The sequence below is a fragment of the Bacillus crepusculi genome (genome assembly GCF_014764715.1).
Taxonomy (GTDB): Bacteria; Bacillota; Bacilli; order Bacillales; family Bacillaceae; genus Bacillus.
On the sequence record NZ_JACXXE010000002.1, the window covers coordinates 99,753 to 114,585 of the forward strand.

A 14,833-nucleotide genomic window follows, 5' to 3' on the forward strand; every position below is an offset into this window, starting at 1 on the left:
TAAATAAACAAAAAAAGAACCCTTCATAATTGAAAGGTTCTTTCGTTTACTTATGCCTGCTTGACGACGGAGTCCACTTCAACTGTCCAGCCGAAGATGTCCGGTTGTGTCCCTTTTTGAATACCAGTAATGGCTTCATACAATTTCTTCGACACTTCGCCTGTTTGACCATTTTGAATCACATATGGCTGATCATGATAAATTAATTCCCCGACAGGAGAGATGACAGCCGCCGTTCCAGTTCCAAAGATTTCTTCAAGCTCGCCTGATTGATGTGCTTCAATTAACTCATCAATTGAAATTTTGCGCTCTGTCACTGGAATTCCCCAATGTTTTAAGAGCTCAAGTACAGAGTTACGTGTGATGCCTTCTAAAATACTGCCGTTCAATTCAGGCGTTACGATTTCTCCGTTGATTTTAAAGAAGATATTCATACTGCCGACTTCTTCAATGTACTTTTTCTCAACCCCATCAAGCCAAAGCACCTGTGAAAACCCTTTTGTTTCAGCGACTTGCTGTGCTTTCAGGCTTGAGGCATAGTTTCCAGCTGTTTTGGCATTTCCTGTTCCACCCTTAACGGCACGAACAAACTCGTTTTCAACTGCAATTTTGACCGGATGGATGCCTTCTTTATAGTATGATCCCACTGGAGATAAGATAATGAGTAGCTTATACGTGCTTGACGGTGCTACGCCTAAATACGGCTCAGTGGAAATAATGAATGGACGAATATACAAGGAAGTGCCCTCGGCATCAGGTACCCAATCCTTATCAATGCGAATGAGCTCATTTAAGCCCTCTAAAACCGTTTCTGTATCAATTTGTGGGATACACAGGCGGTCATTGGATCTGTTTAAGCGTTCCATGTTCTTTTCCGGACGGAATAAGAGAATTTTTTGATCCTCTGAAACATAAGCCTTTAAGCCTTCAAAAACAGATTGCCCATAATGATAGACCATCGAAGCGGGGTCCATTGCAATTGGCTGATAAGGAATAATTCTTGGATCATACCAGCCTTTATCAATTGAATAATCCATCACAAACATGTGATCTGTGAAGATTTTTCCGAATTCAAGTTGATCAGATTGAGGTTTTGGTTTTTTTGTTGAACTAAGTTCAACGCGGATGGGTTGTTTTGGCATTGTAAATCTCCTTGCTGTTTTATTATTTGAAAATTCTAATAATATGAAATAATTATGATTCTATTCTATACCTTCACAAAATATTAGCAATAGGTTTTCTGGAATTCAGATAAGAAAAATCTGTTAAAGCGCTTTTCTTCTCTCTGCCGTCAGCTTGGCTCGTGTCACCCCTTTTTAAAAAGAAATAAAATCCAAATACGATATTAACTGATTAATCTGACAATTTAAAAGTGATTGGTTTTCCTGTAAGATATTCTTTCAACCATACACCTTTTGACCAGTACATTGCAAGGGGCATCGTCATATTTTAATCCTCTTTTTTTTAACCGATAAAGGAAGAAGAGAAGTGAAAGGAGCAAACAACAAGATGAAACGAGCGATACCAGGCATTTTACTGATTTTATTCATGACCGTGATCAGCTTTGGCTGTCAAGCGATGACAGAGGAGGCTGGCGCCAAGCAAGGCACAGCCTATTACGTGGCGACAAACGGAAACGACCAAAACCCAGGAACGAAAAAAAAGCCTTTCCGCACACTGAAAAAAGCGGCAAGTATGGCTAAAGCCGGGGCAACCATTTACATGAGAGGCGGTACATACAAAGAGAAATTGAGTGTCCGCCATTCAGGAACTAAGAAAGCACCGGTTGTCTTTCAAGCTTACGGAAAAGAAAAACCAGTGATTAGCGGGGCTTCCCTTAAAGGAAATCAAGCAGATGGCGGTCTTGTCACGATCGATCAAAAAAGCTACATTACCCTCAAAGGCCTGACTGTAGGACATCTTAAGACGAATAAAGAAGATTTGACACCAGTTGGTATTTTTATCAAAGGAAGCGGCAAAGGCGTCAAGCTGCTCAACAACCGAGTGTATGACATTCAGACGAAACATAAAAATGGAAATGCACATGGAATTGCTGTCTATGGGACAAAAGCGCCTGCAGCGATTGAAGACATTGAAATCAAAGGAAATACCGTTGAAAAATTAAAGCTGGGCTTCAGTGAAGCGCTTGTGCTAAATGGTAACGTCAAAAAATTCCGTGTGACACATAACACAGTCCGGCACACTGATAATATTGGCATTGATTTAATTGGTTTTGAAAACGTGGCACCCTCTAAAAAGTATGATCAAGTCAGAAATGGTGTCATCTCTAGAAACAAAGTATATGAGATTACGAGTGCAGGGAACCCAGCCTATGGCGGCGACATCTCCGCTGGCGGAATTTATGTTGATGGCGGGAAAGACATTGTGATTGATCATAACATTTCACATCACAATGACCTTGGGATTGAAGTCACAAGTGAACATAAAGGGAAAATGGCGGATCGCATTCGCATCGAACACAACCAAGTGTATTTGAACCGTTATACAGGCATTTCAATTGGCGGCTATGACAAGAAGCGGGGCGGAACTACAAACACGACGATCTCACATAATATTTTGTACAAAAATGACACAGCCGGCTTAGAAGGCGGTCAGTTGCTGATGCAATATCAAGCAGTGAACAATCGAATCACGAATAATATCATGACAGCTAGTGCCTCGCATTACTTAGTCGTCAATCTTTATGAAGTGAACCAAAAGAATACATTCCAGAAAAACGTCTATGATGACCGCAAAGGTGCGAAAGCATCACAGTGGGTGTGGCGCGGGAAATGGATGGAAGGCTACCAAACATATCGCTCTAAAAGCGGTCAAGATAAAGGATCAGCACACCTCAATCCACAATATGTAAATGAGAAAAAATATGATTTCCGTCTGAAGGCATCATCACCTGCTAAGAAAATCATTGGCAACTAATCCTATCATTGACTACGAATGCCTCATATTAGAAATATTCAAAAAAATCATTGACATTGGTGTGACATCACATTAAAGTAAAGAAGACATTTCAACTAAAACAAATTTCATAACGGATCTCTTATCAAGAGAGGCAGAGGGACTGGCCCTATGACGCCCAGCAACCGTTTCTATTTTTAGAAATTGGTGCTAATTCCTGCAAAGCTGTTACAGCTTTGACAGATAAGAGAGGAAGAATTCCCGATACATGTTTCATGCAACGGTAATCAAGCCTCTCTTTATCAAGAGAGGCTTTTTTTGTCTCCTTTTTAGCTCAAACGTCTAGTTTACAAGCATTTTCTCACTTTTTTACCTAGTTTTCCGATGTGAAAAATAAAAACACCTTGAGGAGGAACAGAAATGAAACGTACATATTGGACATCATCTCTTGTATTACTAACGGTCCTGACCGTCCTATTAACCGGCTGCGGCACCGGATCAAGCCCAGGCTCAAAGGCAAATGCGAACGAAAAAGTCTCCTTTGACAATGTACCAAAACGATTTGCAAAGGGACAGGGGGCAAAAATTAAAGTCATCCGCAAAATTGGAGGAGACGATCATACGGCTCAGTTTTTAGCTGGAACCAAGGCAGAAGGTGAAGCGCTAGGCTTTACGGTAGACGTCTACACAGCAAATGGGGATACCGCGAAGTTCCATGATGCGATCTCTCAGGCGCTAGAAGAAAACTATGATGGCTTTATTATCTCTCATGGAGACGACGAGGCGACAGTCGCTGATGTGAAAAAGATTACAGCAAAAGGCATTCCCGTTGTGGCGTTTGATTCGAACCCTAAGCTGAAGGACATTAAAGGGGTCACAGTGACGTCACAAGATGACGAACAATTAGCGAAAAAATCATTAGATGCACTCGTGTCTGATTTTAAAGGAAAAGCAAATATTGCGTACCTCTGGGTCGATGGGTTCCCGCCAATGGTGAGACGAAACAAGGTATACCAAGAAACACTCAAACAACATACAGGGATCAAGGAGCTTGACCGTTTTGGCGTTGCTTCCTCTGATACGTCTGTTCAAACACAAAATGCAGTGGCTGCCATGCTGAATAAGTATCCAAAGGGCAAGCTTGACGCTATCTTTGCTACATGGGATGCCTTTGCCATTGGAGCAGCAAGAGCGCTTAAGGAAGCAGGAAGAACAGAGGTGAAGATTTACGGTATTGATGTGTCAAATGCCGATCTTCAAGAAATGACAGCGAAAGACAGTCCATGGAAGTACACAGCAGCGGTTGATCCAAAGCTCATTGGTGCAGTTGACGTGAGAATTCTTGCGAAGAAATTAGCTGGCGAGAAAACCCCTTCTTCCTATGATCTTGAGGCCTCTCTCATCTCACAAAAGCAGCTTCAACAAGCGGGCAAAGCCATCAATATGGTCAATCTTGCAGACGAAGTCAAGGGATTCGGTTCATCGACTGCTTTTGAAGAAGATTGGATGAAGACCTTGAAGAAGCATTATGCAAAATAAACCAACTTACACTCTCTTTCCATAGAGGGTGTTTCGTTTTTGAAATAACGCTCAATTGAGAAGGAGGACACCTATGACATCGCCGCTTGTTTGTATGAAGAATATTTCAATTGAATTCCCAGGGGTTAAAGCGTTAGATCAAGTGAATTTCACATTAAAAAAAGGGACGGTCCATGCACTGATTGGGGCGAATGGTGCTGGGAAGTCAACATTAATGAAAGTTCTTTCTGGTGCTCATTCACATTTTGAAGGTACCATTCACATCAATGGCAAGGCGGCATCCATTCAAACCCCAAAGGATGCGGCCATATACGGTGTGCAGACGGTCCATCAAGAAGTGGATACAGCTCTTGTCCCCTACTTAAGTGTTGGTGAAAATATGATGATGCATGAGATTGAGAAAACATCATTTGTCCGCTGGAAAGAGCTTCATCGCAAGGCGGCTCAATTATTAAAAGAGATGGACATCGACATCTCCACCAAACGTCTTGTAAGTGATCTGACTCTTGCAGAAAAACAAATGGTGCTCATTGCCAAGGCTGTTTCGGTCAAATGCAGCATTTTAATTTTAGATGAACCAACGGCTCCGCTCAGTCATGCAGAAACAAGTAAGCTATTCTCAATGATTGATCTGTTGAAAAAGAATGGAACGGGCATCGTCTTTATCTCCCATCGCATGCCCGAAATTTTCAACATCTGTGATGAGCTGACTGTGATGCGAAATGGAACCGATGTAGCGGCACACCTCGTCAAGGAGACAAATCCGCAGCAGGTGATTGAGGAAATGCTTGGTGCACCATTAGAGGAGCAATTTCCACCCCGTACACCTTTGAAGGATGCACCTATTGTGCTTGAAGTGAAACATTTATACGATGAGCATAAATTAAGCAACATTCACCTTCATGTGAAAAAGGGGGAAATTCTTGGCATTGCAGGACTTGTCGGTGCTGGTAAAACAGAATTGTGTAAAGCCCTTTTCGGCGCCTCAGAAAAAAAGATGGGGACTGTGCAACTTCATGGTAAAACCATTCAAATCAAATCGCCTCACCAAGCAGTGAGAGCCGGCTTGGCACTTGTTCCCGAGGAGCGGAGGAAGGAGGGAATTCTGACGGAAGAGACCGTGGGATGGAACCTAACGGCCGCAAGTCTTCGCTCATTCTCACGGATGTTTAGCTTCGTACATCGTTCTAAGGAAAGGCAGGTAGCAGGTGAAATCGTCAAACGGCTTGGCGTCAAAACGCCATCTCTTGAAGCGAAGGTGAAGCATCTATCTGGTGGAAATCAGCAGAAGATAGCCATCGGAAAATGGCTGTTAGCTGAGGCGGATGTGTATCTCTTTGATGAACCAACCAAAGGTGTAGACGTTGGAGCGAAAAAAGACATTTTCTCTCTGATTGCAGCACTTGCTGCCAGGGGGAAATCCGTGATTTATGCGTCAAGTGAGCTGTCGGAAATTGTGGGCATCGCAGACCGAGTATACGTGCTATATGATGGCAGCATTGCCCGGGAAATGACCGCACCAACGACGGAAGAAGAGCTTTTATATCATTCAACAGGAGGACAATCATGAGCGAGCGACAAATTTCAGCCCCTGTGCAGCAAATCAAAAAACAGCGGCCATCCTTTCACCTATTTGATTTCTTTTATCAATATGGCACCATCTTAACGATTGTCGTTTTGATCGTGGTATTTGCAGCAGCGAATCCAGCGTTTTTGCAATCAGGGAATCTCATCAACATTTTACGGTCTATTTCAATTGTCACCATCATTGCGGTGGGCTTAACGATATCATTGGCAGTAAACGGGTTTGATTTATCAGTCGGCTCAGTCGCTACATTATCGAATGCGATTGTGATCTCAATGTTTGTATGGTTCTCACAAAACCCATTGATTGCGATTCTCTCTGCGCTAGCGGCTTCTCTGATTGTTGGTTTACTTAATGCATGGATGATTGTCAAAATGAAGATTCCAGATATGCTCATGACATTAGCCATGATGTTTATCATTCAAGGGCTGGCTCAAACCTACACGAAGGGTGCGACCATTTCAGAAAATATGGTGATGCCTGATGGTACTTTCTCAACGGGTACCATCCCCGCCTTCTTCAGCAAAATCGGACAGGTGCCATATATCATCCTTATTATGGCAGTCATTGTGCTATTTGCGCATGTTTTCATGACCTACACAAAGCACGGTCGATTCATGTACATCATCGGTGGAAATAAGGAAGCGGCTCGATTGTCGGGCATTCATGTGAACAAATACAAAATCGCAGCATATTTGCTCTCAGCTTTATTTGCAGCAATTGGTGGTATCGTACTGGCGTCAAGGGTCATGACAGCAGAAATTAACGCTGGCACGCCCTATTTAATGGATGGAGTAGCGGCTGCCTTTATCGGTTTTTCCGTCATGGGGGCAGGTAAGCCAAATGCATTTGGCACTTTTATTGGGGCTGTGCTCATCGGTATTTTGCAAAATGGACTTGTCATGATGTCTGTCCCTTACTATGCGATGGACATTGTAAAAGGAGCGGTGTTTGCACTTGCGCTGGCGCTGACGTATTACAAGCAGCGTGGATAATGGCAGATTTTTTTTAAAACCATTCGAGTCCTTTCTCCGTCTAGTTAACGGAATGCGGCGTAACCGCCGTTTGCCAAAAGGAGATGACAAATAGAATGAATATGTCAGCAACTCATGTAGAAGACTTGAAAAGTGTCATGGAAGACTGGAAAAATGAATTATTAGTATATAAATTTGCGTTAGATGAAATGGATACAAAGTTTTCAATTATCAGCCAGGAATATAATTTAATCCATGGACACAACCCAATAGAGCATACAAAATCACGAATCAAATCCTTTGAAAGCATCGTGAATAAGCTAGCAAGAAAAGGATGCGACATCACCACACAATGTGCAAAGGAACACATTCATGATATCGCTGGAGTCCGCATCATCTGTTCCTTTATTCAGGATATCTATAACATTATTGATGTATTGAGGCAAAGAGAGGATTTAAAGATCCTTGAAGTGAAGGATTACATTCAAGACCCGAAGCCAAACGGCTACAGAAGTCTTCATTTAATTGTTGAGATTCCTGTCTACTTAACGAATCGTGTGGAGCATGTGAAGGTTGAGATTCAGGTGCGGACCATTGCGATGGATTTTTGGGCGAGCCTTGAGCATAAAATCTATTATAAACTGCAAAACGATGTCCCTCATCAGCTGACCGATGAACTGAAGGAAGCGGCAGATATCGCCCATTACTTAGATGAAAAAATGCAAAGTATCAAACGGGAAATTGATTAACGCATAAAAAAGAGTAGCTGTTTCGATCACAGCTACTCCTTTTCAATTTAAGGGTTGGTTCCGCGATCTCTCTTTTGAATGATCGTACCCTTGTCTTGAGATTGTGCAGATTGGCTGTCTTTTTGGGGAGAAGTGCCAATGAAAACACCTGTTATCAAGAGCGTAAAAATCGCACCTGTGACGAGCCATTTCTTCATCATACATCACTCCATATTCTTAACAAGTTTTTAATGACAACGCCTTGTTCCAAAAATAAATGGATTCTTCATGAAGCCCATGATCCGTTAAGTAAGCTGCTACATCCTGACAGATGGCCTCAAGATCGACTAGGAAATTCATCGATTCCAATTGATCACAATAAGACTTGATTTGCTCAATCATGTTGTCTGGCTGAAGCATGAGTGCTTCTAAAATGGATAATTTAAGTGAAATGTTTCGTTGTTTTAAATTTTCTGCTTTTTGAAGTGAAAGCTGTACGTAATAGTGGAACAAACCAGGCTTTTTCAGCTTAAATAGTGCTTTTGTGTAGGCATACATGGCAAGTAAATAGCCGCCTGGAGAAGAAGTTTCGAATGTCTCTATCAATAAAGCTTTTTCTAGGAGTGGCACAGCTTCACTGTATTCATTTCTTAAACTTTTAATAAAGGCTGCATTGCAATACGCGTGACCAAGTAAATCTGGATCTTCCATCTGTTCTAGTGAATGAATCACCTGCTGAAACAAAGTCTCTGCCTCATCATATTTCGATTGATCAGCATAATTCAAAGCAAGCATCATTTGACAGCTGATTGATTTTTTCACATAACATGGATCTGCGTCGTAAATAGATGAAGCCAGCTTTAAGTGGTGTATGGAGAGAAGCGTGGACCTAATATTATAATATAGGCACCCAGTTTTATAATGAAATTCTGCTTTTTCAATGTCATCGTGCACGAGGTCTAATTTATCCTCGGCCAATTTTAAATGATGAAATGCTGTATCCTGATTTCCTCGGCGCATTTCATACATGCCTTTAAAGAAATAGAAATAATAGCTGAGCATATCATCCGTACGGACCGCATTTTCATCAACAAAAAGACTATGATCTAACGAAGCTGTATCTTCGATGAGATCTTTAAAACGGTATTCTAGTAATTGATAGTAAAGTAAGACGTCTTGGTTCTCTTCCATTCGATCAAATGCTTGAAGAATGTCTTCTTTTAGCTGTATCGCTTCTTGTATCTCTCTTTTTTTCATCATGACATACCAGTCGTTTAGCATATTCGCTACATCAACGGACGACAAAACCCCTGTTTCTGCCAATTCATATCCTCCTTTCTTCATCTATCCATCTATTTCGATTTTCGTTCATTTGAATCAGCTTTCCATATTAAGTATCTTCTTATATTTTAAGCGCTCTCTCTCAATTTGTAAAACATGTTTTTTGATGTAAATTCAACCAGTATTGAAAAATAAAGGGGCTTTGATGCGTTATGTATACGCTTACATTTTTTTATGGAAAAAGAGGGTTTTCGAAAAAATATATCACAATATCAATAAGGACAAGAAGATGGCGGATGAATGTTTTTTATAATTCAAAAAGAAATGGATTTTTGCTAGGTATAGGCTCATTTTTTCGTGAGATTTTCTCACATCATGATTGTGAATCACTCTTGTTTTAGAATAAAATGAATTATTCGCAAAAAAGTAAAATTTAAAGAGACTATTGATCTAGTATTGTATGGATCTTTGGTATTGATAAAAAACATCACACACCATAGCTTTAGCGTGGTATAGTAATATTGTTATTGCGAATATTTAGACAAAACTGACAATAGGGGGTCGTGTTTTATGAAGAAATCGATGTTACTGATCATGGGACTAATTGTTGTGCTTGTCATGGCAGCCTGTGGATCAAAATCGGACAGTGATTCGGGAAATGGTAAGGGTACATATAAAATTGGGATAGATACAACATATCCGCCATTTGAATTTGAAAAGGGCGGTAAATATGAAGGGATAGACGTTGATTTAATTAACGCGATTGCAAAGGACCAAGATTTCAAAGTGAAGCTTGAAGCAATGGACTTCTCAGGGATCATTCCAGCGATGCAAGCGGGTCAGCTTGATGTAGGAATGGGCGGAATGAGTATTACAGATGAGCGTAAAAAGAAAGTAGATTTCTCAGATCCATACTTCGACGCTGGACTGATAGTTGTCGTGAAAAAGGACAGCAGCATCAAATCAATTGATGATTTAAAGGGGAAAAAGCTAGCTGTTAAAAATGGGACAACAGGAGCGAAATTTGCATCAGATAATGCAGATAAATATGGGTACGAAGTCGTTCAATTTAATGATAGTCCATCTATGTTCCAAGAAGTATCAAACGGAAATGCAGATGCATTGATCGAGGATTATCCTGTCATTACGTATGCGATCGCCCAACAAGATTTGAAATTAAAAACAGTTGGAGACCGTTTGAATGGGGACCAATATGGTATCTCTGTGATGAAGGGGAAAAATCAAGACTTATTGAAGAAAATCAATAAAGGCCTAGAGAACCTAAAGAAAAACGGTGAATATGACAAAATTATTGAGAAATATTTGAAGTCATAACACAAGCGAGGCGCGCTCAGAGCGCGCTTTCTTTATGTGTCAACCGTATGTGAATTAGGGGGGAGAAACATGGATACGATTGTTAATGCATTTCCGTATTTAATGGATGGTTTGCAAACCACTTTATATATCTTTGTTGTTGCCATCATTTTAGGTTTTATCATCGGATTGATTGTGGCGCTATTCCGCCTGTCACCATTCAAGATTTTGAACTTTATTTCACTCGTTTTTGTGAATGCCATTCGAGGTACGCCATTTATCGTACAGCTATTCTTCATTTATTTTGGTTTGAATACACTTGAATTCATTTCGCTTGATCGAGTGCCGGCAGGGATTATTACAGTAGCGATTAATGCAGGGGCTTATTTCTCGGAAATTATTCGTGCAGGGATTCAGTCCATTGATAAAGGACAAACAGAAGCCGCACGCTCCTTAGGATTTACAGGGGGACAAAACATGCGCTTTATCGTCCTTCCACAGGCATTTCGCCGTATGCTTCCAGCGATTACAAACCAAGCCATCATCAGTTTGAAGGACACGTCCCTCTTATCAATTATCGGGATCGCCGATATTATGCAGCGAGGGCAAGTACAAGCATCGGCTACATTTGATCCTTTAAATGTCTGGCTCATTGTCGGTGTCATTTATTTCGTGATCATTTATTTACTTTCTCTACTGGCTAGCTATGCAGAAAGGAGATTTGATATCAAATGAGTATGATTACGGTGAAAAACTTAAAGAAATCCTTTGGTGAGAACGAAGTCTTAAAGGATATTAATGCAGTCATTGAGGAAAAGGAAGTAGTGTGTGTCATTGGTCCCTCGGGGTCAGGAAAAAGCACGTTTCTACGATGTCTTAATAAATTAGAGGATATTACTGCTGGGGAAGTCATTGTCCACGGACATACGATTACAGATCCAAAGGTTAACATCAATAAAGTACGGCAGGAAGTTGGTATGGTGTTTCAGCACTTTAATTTATTTCCTCATAAAACCGTTTTAGAAAATATCACGATTGCACCAATAAAGGTAAAGGGCGTCGAAAAGAAGGCGGCAGTCGATAAAGCCATAGACTTGCTTGAAAAGGTCGGCTTAAAGGACAAAGCCAAAAGCTACCCTAACCAATTATCTGGTGGACAAAAACAGCGTGTCGCGATTGCAAGAGCCTTGGCAATGGACCCGAAAGTGCTTTTATTCGATGAGCCGACATCGGCCCTTGACCCTGAGGTGGTGGGAGACGTATTAGCTGTTATGAAACAATTAGCCATCGAAGGCATGACGATGATCGTGGTCACACATGAAATGGGCTTTGCAAGAGAGGTAGGAGACCGCGTGATCTTTATGGATGGCGGATATATCGTCGAAGAAGACAAACCGGAAGCCCTCTTTGGAAACCCGCAGCACGAGCGTACAAAATTATTTCTTAGTAAGGTGTTATAAAAAAAGAGTAAGGGCAGATATACATGCTCTTACTCTTTTTCTTTTGTGGAATAAATGAAGGCATCGCTATTCATAACCTCAATAGAGGATAGCCATACAATTTCCTAGGAAATATTAGCGCTGGAAGAATTCAATCCATTCTTGGTCTGGTCCTCTGAAGAAGAAGTAGCAATATCCATTCGGTAATGTCGTGATTTCTTCATCAATTAATTCAATTTGCAGCTTTTGAATACGGTTGAATTCAGCATGAATATTGTCTGTGGTGAAAGCGAGATGGTGGACCTTTCCTTCAGAGGGCAGGTCACTGCTGTAGCCCTGAATGAGCTCAATTTCCGTTTCTGTTTCATCTTTAAAACCGAGAAATGCAAGCTCGATGACTCCGTTTGTATGAGTGATTCGATCCTTTAATTTCATGCCCACAACTTTTTCATAAAAATCAATGGACTGATCAATATTCGTGACCATAATACCTGTATGATCTAAGCGTAATGTCGTCAAAAGAAGAACCTCCTTTATGTCATGTTGATATTTTTCTCCTCATCTTATCATAATAGCAGTAACGTATACATTCATATGGTAGGATAGAGAGAGTCAATTTAGGATAAGGATGACACAAATGAAAAAAATCTCATTAAAACAAACATTTGCAGAACAAGTGAAAAAGGGATATCCGCTCATTTCAAAAGATGCTGTATCGCGTGTGAACGGAGTGCAGGAAGGCGAGCTCATTGAATGGGTGGATGAACGAGGCACTTTTTTAGGAAAAGGATATTATGGTGTACAAAATAAAGGAATCGGCTGGGTACTAACCTTTGATGCAAACGAAAAAATAGATCAAGCTTTTTTTGTCTCTAGGCTTGAGCAGGCAGCAAAAAGTAGAACGCATTTATTTCGTGATGCACAGACGACTGCTTTCCGTGTGTTCAACGGAGAGGGTGATGGAATTGGCGGCGTCACGATTGACCATTATGACGGATTCTACCTCATCCAATGGTATAGCGAAGGAGTCTATACATTAAAGGCAGAAGTATTGGCTGCACTTGAGCAAGTATATCCAGACTATAAAGGCATTTATGAAAAGAAACGATTCGATACGTCTGGACAATATATAGAAGATGATGATTTTGTGAAGGGAGAGAAAGGCGAATTTCCTCTCATCGTGAAAGAGAATGGCATGAACGTAGCGGTTTATTTAAATGACGGCGCTATGACGGGCATTTTCCTTGATCAGCGTCATGTGAGAAAAGCGATTCGAGATCGTTATGCAAAAGGAAAGACCGTGCTCAATACGTTTTCGTACACAGGTGCTTTCTCAGTGGCAGCAGCGCTTGGCGGAGCGAGACGTACGACAAGTGTGGATGTCGCAAACCGCAGCTTGAAAAAAACATCCGAGCAGTTTGAAGTCAATGGAATTGATGTGGACGAGCAGGATATCAAAGTCATGGATGTATTTAAATACTTTCCGTTTGCAGCGAAAAAAGGATGGGCCTATGATCTTGTCATCTTAGATCCGCCTTCCTTTGCCCGAACGAAAAAACACACATTCAGTGCGGCGAAGGATTATCAAAAGCTATTAAAAGAAGCCATCCAAATCACAGCGGAGAATGGCGTTATTGTCGCATCAACGAATAGCAGTGCATTTGGCATGAAGAAATTCAAAGGCTTTATTGCACAGGCCTTTAAAGAATCGGGGAAAACGTATCGAATTCTCGAAGAATATACGCTTCCCGAGGATTTCCGTACAACGAAGAATTATCCTGAAGGGAACTATTTGAAGGTTGTCTTCATCCAAGCATAAGAAAAAGCCATTTTCCGAATAGGGAAAATGGCTTCTTTTTATAAGGCGAACGTCATGAGGATAGGCGCTGCGCATAATGTAATAATGGCTGAAATAATCATCGATACACTTGAGATCGTGCCTGAGACGGAGCTTAACTCAAAGGCTTTCGATGTCCCCGCCCCGTGTGCACCTGTACCAAGCAGGACACCCATTGCAATGTCATTATCAATACGGAAATACCGGATGACCATTGGACCGATGATTGACCCAAACAGTGCCGTTAGAATGACGAAGACAGCCGTAACGGACGGCATGCCGCCGATCATTTCTGACACACTCATCGCCACTGGTGTTGTGACCGACCTTGGGACAAGGCTCTCAATAAGGCTTGTGTCCAAATGAAACAATTTGGCGATAAATGCAGTTGATAAGATCGCAATAACAGAACCGCAAGCCACATTCAAAACAATTTCCACTGCATGCTTCTTCAAAATGTGAAAATACTTATATAAAGGAATGGCAAAAGCAACAGTTGCAGGCTGAAGCATATTCGTGAGCCATTTCCCGCCTTGATTGTAAGCATCGTAAGGAATGTTTACGATTAACAGCAAGACCACAAGGACAAGCGGAGTTACAAGTAACGGGGAAACATACACTTTCGGATGCCGTTTGTATATCGCTTTTGATCCGAGATATAAAAGAACTGTTAAGATCAGAAATAATCCGCCCACTAACATAGTTTTTTTCGCTCCTTTCTTTTCGCGATCATTTGCGTCATGATGCCAGTTGAGAGCATAACCACAAAGGTACTAAGTAAGACAACAAGGACAATACTTGTGCCGGATTGAGAAAGCAATTTCCCATAATCAATCACACCAACTGCTGACGGGATAAAAAAGAGCAGCAGTTCTCCGAGCAGCCATACGGCGCCAAGTTCAATCCATTTTAATTTAATGATGTTAAAATGAAGTAATAAGAAAATGACAAGAATGCCTAAGATCGTGCCTGGAATTCTTAGATGCAAAAAGGCCGCCAGCATGTTCATCAATTTCGCAAAAACAAATAAAGCCATAATCTGAAGGGCAGCAATCAGCGGCGTTTTGAGCAATTGCACTTTCTGTTCACTCCTTTTTCTATATAAATTGTTCACTGTTTCACAAAAACATAACAACGTTCCAAGTGATGAGCTTACTTTAAAGTGTACAGCACGTTTTGTTATAGGTAAAATACATATATTGAATAGTTATTATTCCTTT

Annotated in this window: 15 protein-coding genes and 1 riboswitch; of the genes, 9 read left to right on the forward strand and 6 right to left on the reverse strand. The window is 41.1% G+C overall.

The window, feature by feature from the left end:
• Positions 1-50 precede the first annotated feature (50 nt).
• The gene (locus tag IEE86_RS04445) at positions 51-1,142 is read right to left on the reverse strand and encodes a branched-chain amino acid aminotransferase (protein ID WP_191096136.1); all 1,092 of its coding nucleotides are present in this window, start codon (positions 1,140-1,142) and stop codon (positions 51-53) included.
• 367 nt (positions 1,143-1,509) lie between these two features.
• Between IEE86_RS04445 and IEE86_RS04450 the strand changes: the two genes are divergently transcribed.
• The 5 genes from IEE86_RS04450 (at position 1,510) to ywaC (ending at position 7,763) form a co-directional block, all read left to right on the forward strand.
• The gene (locus tag IEE86_RS04450) at positions 1,510-2,937 is read left to right on the forward strand and encodes a DUF1565 domain-containing protein (RefSeq protein WP_191096137.1); all 1,428 of its coding nucleotides are present in this window, start codon (positions 1,510-1,512) and stop codon (positions 2,935-2,937) included.
• Between the two features lie 118 nt (positions 2,938-3,055).
• A riboswitch (SAM riboswitch) is annotated at positions 3,056-3,166 on the forward strand.
• 170 nt (positions 3,167-3,336) lie between these two features.
• Positions 3,337-4,455, forward strand: coding sequence for a sugar ABC transporter substrate-binding protein (locus IEE86_RS04455; RefSeq protein WP_191096138.1), 1,119 nt, complete (start codon positions 3,337-3,339; stop codon positions 4,453-4,455).
• Between the two features lie 73 nt (positions 4,456-4,528).
• Positions 4,529-6,025 (forward strand): sugar ABC transporter ATP-binding protein, encoded by a 1,497-nt coding sequence (locus IEE86_RS04460; protein ID WP_191096139.1) that lies wholly within the window; start codon positions 4,529-4,531, stop codon positions 6,023-6,025.
• Positions 6,022-7,035 (forward strand): ABC transporter permease, encoded by a 1,014-nt coding sequence (locus tag IEE86_RS04465; RefSeq protein ID WP_191096140.1) that lies wholly within the window; start codon positions 6,022-6,024, stop codon positions 7,033-7,035. The genes IEE86_RS04460 and IEE86_RS04465 overlap by 4 nt, the downstream gene beginning before the upstream one ends.
• Positions 7,036-7,130: 95 nt before the next feature.
• Complete coding sequence (gene ywaC, locus IEE86_RS04470) at positions 7,131-7,763, forward strand: GTP pyrophosphokinase YwaC (RefSeq protein WP_191096141.1); 633 nt, start codon at positions 7,131-7,133, stop codon at positions 7,761-7,763.
• 47 nt (positions 7,764-7,810) lie between these two features.
• Here the strand turns inward: ywaC and IEE86_RS04475 are convergent, their stop codons facing one another.
• Both IEE86_RS04475 and IEE86_RS04480 read right to left on the reverse strand, forming a co-directional pair.
• Positions 7,811-7,960, reverse strand: a complete 150-nt coding sequence (locus IEE86_RS04475; RefSeq protein ID WP_191096142.1) for a hypothetical protein — start codon at positions 7,958-7,960, stop codon at positions 7,811-7,813.
• A 19-nt stretch (positions 7,961-7,979) separates the two neighbouring features.
• Entirely contained in the window at positions 7,980-9,065 is a 1,086-nt protein-coding gene (locus tag IEE86_RS04480) for a Rap family tetratricopeptide repeat protein (protein ID WP_191096143.1), read from the reverse strand.
• 528 nt (positions 9,066-9,593) lie between these two features.
• On the opposite strand from IEE86_RS04480, the gene IEE86_RS04485 reads away from it, so the two are divergent.
• The 3 genes from IEE86_RS04485 to IEE86_RS04495 all read left to right on the forward strand — a co-directional run bounded on the left by IEE86_RS04485 (position 9,594) and on the right by IEE86_RS04495 (position 11,797).
• On the forward strand, positions 9,594-10,358 hold the full coding sequence (locus IEE86_RS04485; RefSeq protein WP_191096144.1) for a transporter substrate-binding domain-containing protein: 765 nt from the start codon (positions 9,594-9,596) through the stop codon (positions 10,356-10,358).
• Between the two features lie 69 nt (positions 10,359-10,427).
• Positions 10,428-11,072, forward strand: coding sequence for an amino acid ABC transporter permease (locus tag IEE86_RS04490; protein ID WP_191096145.1), 645 nt, complete (start codon positions 10,428-10,430; stop codon positions 11,070-11,072).
• On the forward strand, positions 11,069-11,797 hold the full coding sequence (locus tag IEE86_RS04495; RefSeq protein WP_318010250.1) for an amino acid ABC transporter ATP-binding protein: 729 nt from the start codon (positions 11,069-11,071) through the stop codon (positions 11,795-11,797). Before IEE86_RS04490 ends, IEE86_RS04495 begins: the two co-directional genes overlap by 4 nt.
• Before the next feature lie 114 nt (positions 11,798-11,911).
• Here the strand turns inward: IEE86_RS04495 and IEE86_RS04500 are convergent, their stop codons facing one another.
• The gene (locus tag IEE86_RS04500) at positions 11,912-12,295 is read right to left on the reverse strand and encodes a VOC family protein (RefSeq protein ID WP_034660421.1); all 384 of its coding nucleotides are present in this window, start codon (positions 12,293-12,295) and stop codon (positions 11,912-11,914) included.
• A gap of 118 nt (positions 12,296-12,413) precedes the next feature.
• On the opposite strand from IEE86_RS04500, the gene IEE86_RS04505 reads away from it, so the two are divergent.
• Positions 12,414-13,595 carry a class I SAM-dependent rRNA methyltransferase gene (locus IEE86_RS04505; RefSeq protein ID WP_191096146.1) on the forward strand — a complete coding sequence of 394 codons (1,182 nt, stop codon included), beginning with the start codon at positions 12,414-12,416 and terminating at the stop codon, positions 13,593-13,595.
• Positions 13,596-13,633: 38 nt separating this feature from the next.
• Here the strand turns inward: IEE86_RS04505 and IEE86_RS04510 are convergent, their stop codons facing one another.
• Together IEE86_RS04510 and IEE86_RS04515 are read right to left on the reverse strand one after the other, a co-directional pair.
• The gene (locus tag IEE86_RS04510; protein WP_191096147.1) at positions 13,634-14,314 is read right to left on the reverse strand and encodes a CidB/LrgB family autolysis modulator; all 681 of its coding nucleotides are present in this window, start codon (positions 14,312-14,314) and stop codon (positions 13,634-13,636) included.
• Positions 14,308-14,691 carry a CidA/LrgA family holin-like protein gene (locus IEE86_RS04515; protein WP_191096148.1) on the reverse strand — a complete coding sequence of 128 codons (384 nt, stop codon included), beginning with the start codon at positions 14,689-14,691 and terminating at the stop codon, positions 14,308-14,310. Before IEE86_RS04515 ends, IEE86_RS04510 begins: the two co-directional genes overlap by 7 nt.
• Between the last annotated feature and the right edge of the window lie 142 nt (positions 14,692-14,833).